Origin of the sequence: Lentzea sp. NPDC003310, assembly GCF_040610935.1 — a bacterium.
GTDB lineage: Bacteria > Actinomycetota > Actinomycetes > Mycobacteriales > Pseudonocardiaceae > Lentzea.
On sequence record NZ_JBEXNC010000003.1, the window covers coordinates 155345 to 167399 of the forward strand.

Here is a 12055-nt window from a genome sequence, read left to right on the forward strand (position 1 = left end):
CTCTCAGCAACCGGGGACTAGCGTCGGCCGCGAGGGGGACGGACGACATGAAGATCGTGATTCCAGGCGGGACCGGCCAGGTCGGCGGCGTGCTGACCCGCGCGTTGAGGGCGGCGGGCCACGAGGTGGTGATCATCAGCCGCACCAGCGGTGACATCCGCTGGGACGGTCACTCGCTCGGTGCGTGGGCCGGCGAGATCGACGGCGCCGACGTCGTGGTCAACCTGGCCGGGCGGAGCGTGAGCTGCCGCTACACCGCCGAGAACCTCCGCCAGATGATGCGCTCGCGGGTCGACTCGGCGCGCGTCGTCGGCGAGGCGATCGCGAAGGCGGAGAACCCGCCCGCGGTGTGGCTGCAGATGAGCACGGCGACGATCTACGCGCACCGGTTCGACGCACCGAACGACGAGGCGACCGGCGTCATGGGCGGCCGCGAGCCGGACGTGCCGGGCTACTGGGCGTACAGCGTCGAGATCGCCAAGCGCTGGGAGGCCGAGCTCGACGAGGCCGACACGCCGGGCACCCGCAAGGTCGCCCTGCGCGCGGCGATGGTGATGAGCCCGGACCGGGGCGGCGTGTTCGACTACCTGTCGTGGCTCGCGCGGCTCGGCCTCGGCGGACCGGTGGCGGGCGGACGCCAGTACGTCTCGTGGATCCACGACGACGACTTCGTGCGGGCGGTCGCGCTGCTGATCAGGGAACCGATCGCGGGCGCGGTCAACCTGGCGGCACCTCAGCCGCTGCCGCAGCGGGACTTCATGCGCGAGCTGCGCCGGGCCTGGAAGGTGCCGGTCGGACTGCCCGCGACGAGCTGGATGGCCGAGATCGGCGCGTTCGCGATCAGGAGCGACACCGAGCTGCTGCTCAAGAGCCGCCGCGTCGTACCGGGCCGGCTCCGCGAGGCCGGGCTCGACTTCCACTTCCCGAACTGGCGGGAGGCGGCGCAGAATCTGGCTGAGCGCAGGAGGTGAGATGCCGAGGATCAACGACGTCGGCGGCCAGGACGGGTTCGGCCCGGTCCTGGAGGAACTGGACGAACCGCCGTTCCACGCCGACTGGGAGGCGCACGTCATGGCCATGAACCGGGCCCTGATCGGACGCGGTGTCTACAACCTGGACGAGTTCCGCGACGCCGTCGAACGCACGATGTCGCACGAGTCGTCGTACTACGAGAACTGGTTCCGCGCGATCCGGACGTTGCTGAAGGAGCGCGGCGTTGTCTGAGCGCTTCCGCACCGGCGACCGCGTCCGCACGTCCACAGTGGACCCGGACCACCACACCAGGCTGCCGCACTACGCGCGCGGCCGTGTCGGCACGGTCGTCGGCCGCGACGGCGTGCACCCGCTGGCGGACCTGAGCGCGCAGGGAGTCCAGCAGCCCCAACAGGTCTACCACGTGCGCTTCTCCGCGCGAGAGCTCTTCGGCCACGGCGACCACAGCGTGACGCTGTCCCTCTGGGAGGACTACCTCGGCGATGAGTGACGACCACGACGACTCCCCGATCGCCGCCCAGGTCCGGGAACTGGAGGCGCTCCTCGAGGAGAAGGGCCTGCTGGACGCGCAGGAGCTCGACCGCGCGCTGGAGGCGTTCACGCACCGGGCCTCCCCCGCCAACGGCTTCCGCGTGGTGGCACGGGCCTGGACCGACCCCGGCTTCCGGGAACGCCTGCTGGACAACGCCAACGACGCGCTGCCCGAGCTCGGCCTCTCGATGGGCGGCGGCCTCCAGGTGCAGCAGTTGCACGTCGTCGCGAACACCGAGGACGTGCACAACGTCATCGTGTGCACGCTCTGCAGCTGCTACCCGCTCTCGCTGCTCGGCCCGTCCCCCACCTGGTACAAGAGCCCGGCGTACCGCTCGAAGGTGGTGAGCCACCCGCGCGAGGTGCTGGAGCAGTTCGGCCTCACCCTGCCCGGCAGCACCAGGATCGAGGTGTGGGACGCCAACGCGGAGTCGCGGTACATGGTGCTGCCGCGCCGGCCCGACGGCACCGAGGACCTCACCGAGAGCGAGCTCGCGGCGTTGGTGACGCGCAACGGGCTGATCGGCACCGCCGCCGTGTGAGCCGTGGCGCCGGTTTCTCGTCGGACGACCAGGCCGCGCACAGCAGCGCGACGGCGGGGACCGCAGGACAGGGCCTGGTCAGACCGGCTGCGCGACGGGCGTGTTCTCCACGGTTCGCACGGACCGGGACGCGAGCATCCCGGCGGTCGCGAGCACGTAGATCGCCGCACACCCCAGCAGCGCGGCGGACGTGCCCACCGCGTGCGACACCGGCCCGATCGCCAGCTGGGCCAGCGGAATCGCGATGATCGACCCCAGCATGTCGTAGGAGTACACGCGCGCGAGCTTGTCCTCGGGCACGTGGTGCTGCAACGAGGTCTCCCACGCCACGCCGAACTGCTCCAGGCCCAGCCCACACGCGAACGCGGCGAGCACGAGCACCCACGGCACCGGGTGCAGGACCATCGCGAGCGGCAGCAGCGCGAACGAGCCGACGCAGGCGACACCGACCAGCAGCAGGCGGCGGGCCTTGATCCGCATCGCGACGACGGCGCCGGCGACCATGCCCGCGGTCTGCGCGGCGAGGACCAGGCCCCACACCTCGCGTCCGAACGTGGTGTCGGCGAGCACCGGGCCGAGGATGAACACGCCGCCCGCGTACGCCGCGTTGACGAACGTGAAGGCCACGACGACGACCCAGACCCATTGCCGCGCCACGAACTCCGTCCAGCCCACCCTGAGCTCCGAGAACACCGAGGGCTTGTGCTCGGCGGCGACGCGGGCGGCGGGCACCCGCACGAACGCGAAGAACACGCCGGCCAGCGCGAACGACAGGGCGTCCACCGCGAGCCCCCAGCCGGGGCCGGTGAACGCGATCAGCAGTCCGCCGAGCGACGCGCCACCGATGTTGCCGCTGTTCAGCGAGAGGCGCAGCAACGCGTTGGCGCGCTGGCGCAGCTCCACCGGTACCGTCTGCGGCACCAGCGCCGCGGAGGCCGGGAACGCGAAGGCGCTCGACATGCCGTTGACCGCGGACAGCACCACGAACCACGGGATCGACACCGTCCCGGCCAGCACGAGCCCCGCCATCAGGGCCTGGCTCGTGAAGCTGACCGCGCACGACCCGGCGAGCACGAGCTGGCGCGGCAACCGGTCCGCGACCACCCCGCCCCACAGCAGGAACACCACGTTCGTCACCGACCGCGCGGCGACGACGATGCCCAGCGAGGTGACCGACGACGTCAGGTCGAGCACGGCGAACGCCAGGGCGATCGGTGCCATCGAGTTGCCGATCACCGTCGTGAGACGGCCCGCGAGCAACCACCGGAAAGCAGGATGCGCCAAAGGCGCGAACATTTCCCCCATTCCCAGCACCGTACAACGGCGGGAGCCGCCCGACCTTCGCGGCCGAGCGGCTCCCGTTCACCGCACCCTCGGGTGCGATGAGGCGATGACCACCGCGGCGGCGACGGTCACCAGGTTCTTCAGGATGTACTGGGCTTCGAACGACGCCTGCAGCGGACCGGACCACATCTCGCCGGGGAACAACACCAGCGGTGTCGACACCAGCACGACGTGACCGACCAGCAGAACGGCGCACCAGCGCGGTGCGCGGAAGCTCAGCAGAACCAGCGCGATCCCGATTTCCGTGATCGCGGCACTCATCCGGGCCAGGTCCCCGTGGACGATCCCGAACGTCAGCGCGGAGACCGTGCGTTCGACGAGGTCCTCGGCGGGGCTGCCCCCGGGAAAGAGCTTCAGCACGCCGAACCAGAGGTACACGACCCCGAGGCCGGCGCGCAGCAGCGGAATCCCGGACTCGCGCGCAAATCGAGTAAGCCGTTCTCCAGCGCTCTTCCGACGTGTGGTTTCTGGACGCGACATGATCTCCCTCTCCTGTCTGACTGCCACCACCCAGCCAGACAGGACGAACGAGGTGGGATCAGACGACCGGGTCGCCCAGCGGGTTCAGCAGGTCGGCCTTGCCCTCGAACGCGAACAGCAGCAGGTCGACCATGCGGAACGTGCTCGAGTCCGGGCCGAGCGTGGGCCGCCAGTACGGCGAGCGCACGATCGAGATCCGGCTGCCCTCCATCGCGCGGTGGAAGACCTCCGCGGTGATCCGGCCGCCGACCGGGCCCATCAGCCCGTTGCCGACCTCCGCCTCGCGCAGGATGTAGAACCACAACGGGGTGGCCGCGACGAGCTGCGCCTTCTGCTCCTCGGTCAGGCCCTCGACGACCGCGCCGCCGTTGCCCACGAGGATCTGCTCGGCGGTGAGCGGCTCGACGCCGAACAGCTCGGCGATCTGCTGCCCGGTCGCGAGCTCCATCATCGAGGCCCTGGTCAGGTTGCGGAACGCGAGGTTGCGCTCGATCTCGCGGAACTGCGTGCCGCGCCCACCGAACGTGCCGGCCGGCAGCTGCGTCAGCGGGTCGACCAGCAGCGTGTCGATCCGCTTGGTGACGTTGCCGCCGCCGAGCTCCGCGGGTGCGACCAGGTCGTCGCGGTCGGCCTCGGTGAAGTCGAAGAGCCGCCGGAAGTCCGCGATCCAGTTGCTGGGCAACGTGAAGATCGGGCCGCGGTTCACGTCGTCGAGGTCGGCGGGCGTGCCGGAGCTCGGGTCGAAGTTGCCGCTGACACCGGTGAAGGTGAACAGCGCGAACAGCGACGCGATCCCGCCGGGACCGGTCGAGTTGAACACCCGGTTCCACTGGTACGCGCCGCGGACCTGGCTGTGCCCGAAGCGGTACGAGGCGACCGAGAACTCGATCGGCATCGTCGGCGAGTGGTCGCGGCAGCGTCCGGGCACCTCGAAGAACCTGCGCCCGTTGGTGAAGACGTCGTCCACGATCGCCGGGTCGATGATCCGCGGCAGGTGGTCGGTCCGCAGCATCCACTGGTAGTGCCGCACCACGAGCTCCTTGGCGGCGCGGAACAACCGCTCGCCCGTGAGGCCGGTGAGCGCGAGCTCGTCGACCACGCGGTTGTGGAAGCGGATGAACGCGAGGTGCGTCTGCGCCACCACGAGGTTCTCGTCGTTGCGGGCGTCCGGGATCAGCGGCAGCCGCCGGTCCGCGGCCGTGCCCGCCGTCCCGCCGCGGCGCGGCAGGTCGAAGCCCTCGAACGGGACGTTGGTGCCCTCGTCCGGGAACGGGACCGGCGTGGTGGTGCCGACCTTGAGCTTCACGCCGTCCTGGGCGTAGAAGACCTGGTCGTCCTTGTCGCGCGGGCCGCGGCCGTAGACCGAGTCGAGGTCCAGCGCGGGCGAGCGGCCCTGGGTCAGCTCGTCGAGGTTGACGTCCTGCCCGAGCTGCGACTCGGTGCGGTCCATGGTCAGGTCGTGGTCGACGAACTGGCCGAGGTAGGTGAAGCCCGCCGGTACGGCCGGGTCGGCCGAGTCGGGCTGCGGGACGTCCGCGGTGATCGCGGTGGCGAGCGCGACCCGCGTCGCCTCGTCCGTGCGGGGTCCCTTCGGTCCCAGTCGCGAGAACCGGAACCTGCGCAACTCCTCCGCCGTGGAGGGCTGACGCGTGGTCGCCTCACCTCTGCCGTCGAATTCCAGCACACCTTCGCCCACGACGAAGAAACTGTCGCGCACGTGCCTCTTCATATATCCCCCTGTTATTCCCCTCGTACAGGCCACCTGTTCTCCCCAACAAGCACCTGCCCCACCGCCAGTCTCCAGACGGACGAAAAAGCCGTCGAAGCTTTTGACGAAAACCAAAAAGTCGTCACACTGCGGATACGAGGTGGTCAGGAATATTCCGGAAATCTTCTAATTCGATCATCTGCGCGGCCAGGTTCGCGGCGGCGTCGTGACAAGTCTTCGTGTTCAGCACGTGCTCGATCTTTTCCGCGAGAACGCCGGCGGTCAGTTCTTTCACGTCGACCCGGACTCCGGCGCCGAGTTCCTGGACGCGGTCGGCGTTGCGGGGCTGGTCCGCGCACAACGGCAGCGCGACCATCGGCACCCCGGCGGTCAGCGCCTCCCGCACACCGCCGTAACCGGCGTGCGTGACGAACACCTTCGCGGACCCGAGGAGCCGCTGCTGCGGGATCACCTCCGCCAGGGCGACGTTCGCCGGGCGCGGGCCGGTCCACTCGCCGGGTCCGGTCGCGATGACCGCGCTCACGCCGACCTGACCGAGCGCCTCGACGAGGACGTGCGGCAGCGTCGAGTCCGGCATCAGCCACCGGGCATGAGTGCCGAACGACGCGACGATCTCCGGTCCCTCCAGCGGTTCCTCGATCGGCACGCGGAAGTGGTGCTGCGCCGGGTGCCACGAGGGCGGCGTCAGACCAGCCACGAGCGCGGGTTCCGCGGCGCGGACCCCGAACCGCGCGCGGACCTTGTCCACCAGCTCGTCGAGCAGCGGGATCTCCAGCGGCACGAACGGGGCGATGTCGACGAGTGCGTGCGGAATGCCGAGCACCTCGGCCGCGATCTGGCCGCCGTGCTCGCTGGTCTCGCGCACGATCACGTCCGGGCGCCAGGTGCGGGCGAAGTCGAGGACGTTCGCGGCGAACGCCACCACCAGCGGGCCGGAGAAGAGCGGCACCTCCAGCACGCCGTCGCGTTCCGGACGCCACGGAGGCGGCGCGGCCGGCGCCGGGACGTCGGGCATCACGACGGTGTGCTCGACGTGCGCCAGCGCGGGTCCGGTCGCGATCACCGCCTCGTGCCCCCTCGCGTGCAACGCCCGCGCGAGGGGCAGCATCGTCGGCAGCAGGTGGGAGCCGATCGGCAGAGAAGTCAGCAAAAAGCGCACGGAAGTCAGTTTCCCGGCGGTCACCAGTGGGTACAGCTGCGAAATGCTCGAAGTCACGGTGACCGAGTCGTCGCCTGCCTCCACCCTCGTCACGGTGTCCGGCGAGCTCGCCGGTCCCGGTTCGGAACGGCTGCTCGCGCGGCTCGACCGCCTGCTCGACAACGGCCACCGCTACGTGGTGCTCGACCTCTCGGGCGTCACGTTCTGCGACTCGAGCGGGGTGAGCGCGCTCGTGCGCGGCCACGCCCGCGCGTCGGCCGCGGCAGGAGGGCTCCGGCTCTCCGCCGCGTCCGAGCAGGTGACGAAGGTGCTGGAACTGTCCGGCCTGGCCCGCATGCTCGGCCTTCAGTCCACAGTGGACATCTGAGTTCCGCGGATCAGGAGCAGACCGTCCGCATCGCCTCGGCCAGCGCGTCCTCGTGCAACCGGTCGAGGCGGTGCACCACCACCGCCGAGCGTTCCGCGATGGTCGCGTGGATCTCGCACCGCAACGTCGGCCGGCGGAGCTCCTCGGTGTCCTTGAGCTCGGCCAGGATGCCGGTCGTGAGCCGGTCGAGGATCGGCCGCACCTCGGTGGCGAGGTCTGGCCGGTGGGTCGGCACCTCCTCGGGGTGCGCGGTCCAGCGGGCGTGGAGCCCGCGCTGCACGAGCTTGTTCGCCTCGATCTGGGCCCGGAAGAACCGCGCCGCGTTCTCCGGGTCGAGCCGCAGCTCCACCGCCCTGACCCGCACGCCGTCGAGCACCTGCTGCTCGCGCACGGGGTCGTCGATCGGTTGCGTGGTCCCGAACTTGGCCGCCGCGACCAGATCCGCCACCTGGACGCGCTGCACGGCGAGGCCGGTGAGCTCGCCGAGCGGGCCGACGGGGGTGAGTGACGCGGCGAGGGTCAGAGCGACCGCCAGAAGCCTCATGATCTCCGAGAGTGCCATGATGGCGGGGTGGAGTCCACGCGCATCGACCGCTGGCTGTGGGCGGTCAGGCTGACGAAGACCCGCCCGGACGCCGCGCAGGCGTGCCGGGGCGGCCACGTGCGCATCAACGACAAGCCCGCGAAACCCTCCACCACCGTCGTGCCCGGCGACCAGGTCAAGGCCCGCGTCGGCGACAAGACCCGCGTGGTCGAGGTCGTGCGCGTGATCCAGAAGCGCGTCGGCGCGGAGGTGGCGGCGATGTGCTTCATCGACCGCACGCCGAAGCCGCCGGTGGAGGTGCCGATCGCGCGGCGGGACCGGGGTGCGGGTCGGCCGACGAAGCGGGAACGGCGCGAGATGGACAGATTCCGCTCACGGCAGTAGTTCGGCCAGGCTCTGCGTCTCCAGATGCCCGACGTCGTCGTGCTCCAGCACCGACAGCAGCACGAGCGCGAGCGAGGCACCGAGCACCGGGACGTCCCGCGGCACGTCGCCGGGCCGGAAGAGCACCCAGCGGACCAGGCCGCTCGGGAAGTCGTACACCTCGCCGACCACGCGTCCGTCCACGTGCTCGAGCACAGGCCGGGCGAGGTGCCGGCCGATCCGTTCGCCCCGCGCCTCGGCGTAGGCGGGCACCCGCCACGTGCCGCCGTGCAGCGACGCGGTGCCCAGTTGACCGTAGAGCGAGATCAGCTCGCCGCTGCCCTGGACCTGGTGGCGCAGGACGATCTTGTTCGCCCCGAGCTCCACCACCTCCTCCACCGGACGCGGAGGCGTCGACTCGTGCTCGGCGACCACGCGGTCCAGCGCGGCCGCGAGGTCCACCGGCGCGGACGACACGGCCCAGCCCGCCACCGGCTCCAGGGCGCCGTTGTCGTGCTGGGTGACGCCGACCAGCCCCGCGTCCACGGCGACCTCGCCGATGACCGCGCGGCACAGGGTGGCGGGCACGGAAGCCGTGGAGATGCCCAGATCCGTGCGGTCGCGCGGATCGCCGAGCGGGAGGTCGAGCATCGGATTCGGCTCGAGCCCGCCCCCGCTGAGGTCCAGGTACGGGTAGAAGCGCGTGATCCAGCCGGTGACGAGTTCACCGCCGTACGCGTCGACCGGGTTGTAGACGCGCTGCCAGAACGCCCTGTCCGCCTCGCCGTCCGCGGCGCGCACGAACTCGTCGGCGATCGGGGCCAGCGAGCGGCGCCAGTGGTCGAGGCCGAACCGCGGCAGGTCGTCGACGCGGGCGCGGATGCGGCGCCAGTCGTCCGGCGTCCCGGTCAGCGTGATCGACGGGATGCCGCAGATCGAGATCATCCAGTAGCCGTGGAAGGGCGAATACGTGTCGAGCAGTGCGATCCGGCCCGCCAGCCGTTCGACCTCGGTGCTGGTGCTGAAGTCGCACTCGAAGAGCGGGTCGCCCACCTGTTTCGCGAGCCCCTCCACGATCTGCTCCCACGTGTCGGCCGGGCCGTACTCCACGCGCAGGGCCTTCTTGCCCTCGTGCCCCACCAGAGCCGGCCGCAGTTCCTCCGCGTGCAGTTTCACGTGCTCGGAGATCCCCCGCGCGATCGTCAGCCACACCGCGTCCGGCGACAGCACCAACGGCCGGTGCTCGGCGAAGGCCTGGGCGACCGCGTGCAGCAGCGGGTGCACACCGTTCGGCTTCAGCACCCGCGCGTCGCCTCCGGTGGCAAGCGCGCCGGGGAACAGGTCGGCGGTCGGGCGGGTGGGCAGAGCGTCGGTCACGGGCGTCACGTCGTCGACCGGAAAGGTCTGCATTCCTTACCCTACAACGACTTCAGCCAGCTCCGTGAGCGATTTCCCGAGCGGCAGGTCCACCCTCAGCGAGGCGTGTGGATCACCCCGCGTCTCACCCCGGTTGATGATCACGACCGGGATCCCGGCGGTGGCCGCGCGGCGCACGAACCGCAGTCCGGACATGACGGTCAGCGACGAGCCGAGGACGAGCAACGACCGTGCGTTGTCCACGAGCGAGTAGCACTGTTCGACGCGAGGCCGTGGCACGTTCTCGCCGAAGAACACGACGTCCGGCTTGAGCACTCCGCCACACGCCTCGCACGGCACGACCTCGAAGCCGCGGACCTGGTCCTCGGGCAGGAAGACGTCGCCGTCCGGGTTGACCTCGTCCGTCGTCGCGTGGAAGTCCGGGTTCGCCTCGCGCAGGCGGCGGTCGAGGTCGAGCCGCGGCGAGAGCAGCCCGCAGTCCAGGCAGATCACGCGGTCGAGCCCGCCGTGCAGTTCGACGACGTCCCGCGAGCCCGCGGCCTGGTGCAGGCCGTCGACGTTCTGCGTGATGACGCCCGAGAGCACCGGTGCCAGCCTGGTGACGGCGTGGTGGCCCGCGTTCGGGTGCGCGCGGGCGATGGTGCGCCAGCCGACGTGGCTGCGCGCCCAGTAGCGCCGCCGGCCGGCCTCGTTGGTGGTGAACTCCTCGTACGTCATCGGGGTGTGCTTGCGCAGGGACCCGCCCTCGCCGCGGTAGTCGGGGATGCCGGACTCGGTGGAGAGGCCCGCGCCGCTGAGCACCAGCACCCCGCCCCGCGCGACGATCGGCACGACGTCGGTGAGGGCGGTGGTGCGCGGCAGTGACGGGCCCCGGTTCGACCAGCTCAGAGTGGGCCTAGTTCGCACCTCACCAGCTTACGTACCACTGGCGGAGCTCGGCCTCCGCTGCCGCGACGTTGCCGTTCGACGGGGCCGTGACCAGCGCGAACTGCCTGCCCGCGCCGGACCGCAGCAGCAGCTTGCCGCCCTGGACGGTGGACGAGGCCGAGCTGACGACCAGCGGCGACCGCAGTGACGCGGGCAGGTGCAGCTCGGTCGGCGCGGTGCCCCCGTTCGAGTCCCAGACGAGGACGGCGAACTGCGCCGAGCCGACGAGCGCGCGGACGTTCGGCAGCGGGATCTGCTGCCAGGTCTGGTAGACCCGGTCCTCGTAGGTGAACGCGAGGGTGGTGCCCGCGACGGCCTGCGGGTAGACGCGGTCGACGACCGCCCGGTCGACGGTCAGCACCGGCGTGCCCGCGTCGTCGAGCCGGACCGCCGAGAAGTGCTCGTCGTTCATGGCGTCGCCGTCGGTCTTGACCTTGTTCGGGTTGTCGTTCATGAGCTCGCGGTGGCGGCCGTAGTTGGTGTCCCAGTGCCACTGGCTGCCCGAGACCACGCTGCCGCGCGGCGCCGACCACCAGCGCGCGCCCGGTGCCGTCGAGTCGAGGCCCTGGTAGATCGCCTTGAGCACGGACGGCGTCTTGTCGGAGGTGAAGCCCGCGACCGGGTGCCCGAACTCGGAGACGATCGCGGTCGTGCCGAGGGCTCGCGCGCGGTCGCGGATGGTGCCGAACGCCTGCGTGTACTGGCCGTCGGCGGCCTTGCCCGGCATGAGCACCCCGGACTGCGCCTTGCCGTCGTAGAAGTGCGCGTTGAACACGAACCGCTCGCCGAGGCCCGGCACGAGCGTGAGGCCACCGGGTTCGGCGAAGAAGTCGACGTTCTGGTTCCAGAACACCAGCGGCTCGACGAACGCGGCCTTGTGCGCCCAGCCCGCCTCGTCCATCTCGGCGCGGAACCGCTGGTAGAACGGCATCAGCAGGTCGCGCTCCCACGTCTGGGAGGTCTGCCCGGCGTCGTACCTGCCGGCGTAGGGCTCGTTCAGCGGGTCGACCCCGGCGACGAGCTTGAACTCGCCGGAGGGCAGCGCTTCCCGGACGTGCTCGAGCGCTGCGCCGGCCGCGTTGACGAACGAGTCCTGCACACCGTTCCTGTTGTGCCAGAAGTCGTAGGTGGCGGCGGTGACGGCGTTGTTGTTCTTCATGTTCTGGCCCCAGTGCACGCAGAGCCCGCACGACTCCTTGGGGTAGCCGCTCGCCGCCCACGCCGGCGCGCCGTCGCCGGTGTACCAGCTGTCCTTGTTGAACAGGTGGCGCGAGTAGAGGTCCTGGTGGAAGTCCAGGTAGACGCGGAGGCCCTCGCCGGTGAAGGCGCGCAACTGGTCCGTGACGCCGTCGAGGTAGGCGTGGTCGATCTGACCGCGCTGCGGCTCGATCCACGCCCACGTCAGCAGGAACCGCACGGCGTTCGCGCCGGTCAGCTGCTTCATCGCCCGCGCGGACCTGCGCGCGTCGGCGACGTTCGCGAACGGCAGGCCGCGGTGCTCGGCCAGTTTCGCCGTGCCGGAGACGTTGAAGCCGCGCAGCACGACCTCGCGGCCGTGCTCGTCGCGGAAGACCCCGCCGGACACTCGCAGCTCGGAGCCGTCGAACGACTCCGCGCGCACGGGGGTGATCACCAGGGAGAGGAGGAAGAGGACCGTCAGGAGAACCGCTCGCCGCATCGCCGCCGCCTTTGGGAACGT

At 70.9% G+C, this 12055-nt stretch carries 14 protein-coding genes; 6 read left to right on the top strand and 8 right to left on the bottom strand.

Features of this window, described 5'->3' with window-relative positions:
- Nucleotides 1–47 precede the first annotated feature (47 nt).
- The 4 genes from ABZX02_RS06010 to ABZX02_RS06025 are packed head-to-tail and all read left to right on the top strand — an operon-like array spanning nucleotide 48 to nucleotide 2066.
- Nucleotides 48–971: a DUF1731 domain-containing protein gene (locus ABZX02_RS06010; protein ID WP_355295279.1), complete on the top strand. Its 924-nt coding sequence runs from the start codon at nucleotides 48–50 to the stop codon at nucleotides 969–971.
- A gap of 1 nt (nucleotide 972) precedes the next feature.
- The gene (locus tag ABZX02_RS06015) at nucleotides 973–1224 is read left to right on the top strand and encodes a hypothetical protein (RefSeq protein ID WP_355295281.1); all 252 of its coding nucleotides are present in this window, start codon (nucleotides 973–975) and stop codon (nucleotides 1222–1224) included.
- Nucleotides 1217–1483, top strand: a complete 267-nt coding sequence (locus ABZX02_RS06020; protein WP_355295283.1) for an SH3-like domain-containing protein — start codon at nucleotides 1217–1219, stop codon at nucleotides 1481–1483. The genes ABZX02_RS06015 and ABZX02_RS06020 overlap by 8 nt, the downstream gene beginning before the upstream one ends.
- The gene (locus ABZX02_RS06025) at nucleotides 1476–2066 is read left to right on the top strand and encodes a nitrile hydratase subunit alpha (RefSeq protein WP_355295285.1); all 591 of its coding nucleotides are present in this window, start codon (nucleotides 1476–1478) and stop codon (nucleotides 2064–2066) included. The genes ABZX02_RS06020 and ABZX02_RS06025 overlap by 8 nt, the downstream gene beginning before the upstream one ends.
- A gap of 78 nt (nucleotides 2067–2144) precedes the next feature.
- On the opposite strand, the gene ABZX02_RS06030 is transcribed toward ABZX02_RS06025, so the two are convergent.
- From ABZX02_RS06030 to ABZX02_RS06045, 4 genes are all read right to left on the bottom strand, one after another.
- Nucleotides 2145–3371 (bottom strand): MFS transporter, encoded by a 1227-nt coding sequence (locus ABZX02_RS06030; RefSeq protein WP_355295287.1) that lies wholly within the window; start codon nucleotides 3369–3371, stop codon nucleotides 2145–2147.
- A gap of 57 nt (nucleotides 3372–3428) precedes the next feature.
- Nucleotides 3429–3890 carry a hypothetical protein gene (locus tag ABZX02_RS06035; protein ID WP_355295289.1) on the bottom strand — a complete coding sequence of 154 codons (462 nt, stop codon included), beginning with the start codon at nucleotides 3888–3890 and terminating at the stop codon, nucleotides 3429–3431.
- Between the two features lie 58 nt (nucleotides 3891–3948).
- Nucleotides 3949–5607, bottom strand: coding sequence for a heme peroxidase family protein (locus tag ABZX02_RS06040; RefSeq protein ID WP_355295291.1), 1659 nt, complete (start codon nucleotides 5605–5607; stop codon nucleotides 3949–3951).
- Between the two features lie 133 nt (nucleotides 5608–5740).
- Nucleotides 5741–6778 (bottom strand): glycosyltransferase, encoded by a 1038-nt coding sequence (locus ABZX02_RS06045; RefSeq protein WP_355295292.1) that lies wholly within the window; start codon nucleotides 6776–6778, stop codon nucleotides 5741–5743.
- Nucleotides 6779–6821: 43 nt separating this feature from the next.
- Between ABZX02_RS06045 and ABZX02_RS06050 the strand changes: the two genes are divergently transcribed.
- Nucleotides 6822–7145, top strand: coding sequence for an STAS domain-containing protein (locus ABZX02_RS06050; protein WP_355295294.1), 324 nt, complete (start codon nucleotides 6822–6824; stop codon nucleotides 7143–7145).
- A 10-nt stretch (nucleotides 7146–7155) separates the two neighbouring features.
- Here the strand turns inward: ABZX02_RS06050 and ABZX02_RS06055 are convergent, their stop codons facing one another.
- The gene (locus ABZX02_RS06055; protein ID WP_355295296.1) at nucleotides 7156–7707 is read right to left on the bottom strand and encodes a chorismate mutase; all 552 of its coding nucleotides are present in this window, start codon (nucleotides 7705–7707) and stop codon (nucleotides 7156–7158) included.
- 9 nt (nucleotides 7708–7716) lie between these two features.
- Between ABZX02_RS06055 and ABZX02_RS06060 the strand changes: the two genes are divergently transcribed.
- Nucleotides 7717–8073 carry an RNA-binding S4 domain-containing protein gene (locus ABZX02_RS06060; protein ID WP_355295298.1) on the top strand — a complete coding sequence of 119 codons (357 nt, stop codon included), beginning with the start codon at nucleotides 7717–7719 and terminating at the stop codon, nucleotides 8071–8073.
- Here ABZX02_RS06060 and ABZX02_RS06065 read toward each other — a convergent pair.
- From ABZX02_RS06065 to ABZX02_RS06075, 3 genes are read right to left on the bottom strand one after another with little or no spacing between them, the layout of a single operon-like run.
- Nucleotides 8062–9462, bottom strand: coding sequence for a DUF4419 domain-containing protein (locus ABZX02_RS06065; RefSeq protein ID WP_355295300.1), 1401 nt, complete (start codon nucleotides 9460–9462; stop codon nucleotides 8062–8064). The genes ABZX02_RS06060 and ABZX02_RS06065 overlap by 12 nt on opposite strands.
- Before the next feature lie 3 nt (nucleotides 9463–9465).
- Nucleotides 9466–10335, bottom strand: coding sequence for an NAD-dependent protein deacetylase (locus tag ABZX02_RS06070; protein WP_355295302.1), 870 nt, complete (start codon nucleotides 10333–10335; stop codon nucleotides 9466–9468).
- 1 nt (nucleotide 10336) lies between these two features.
- Nucleotides 10337–12034 carry a cellulase family glycosylhydrolase gene (locus ABZX02_RS06075; protein ID WP_355295304.1) on the bottom strand — a complete coding sequence of 566 codons (1698 nt, stop codon included), beginning with the start codon at nucleotides 12032–12034 and terminating at the stop codon, nucleotides 10337–10339.
- Nucleotides 12035–12055 lie beyond the last annotated feature (21 nt).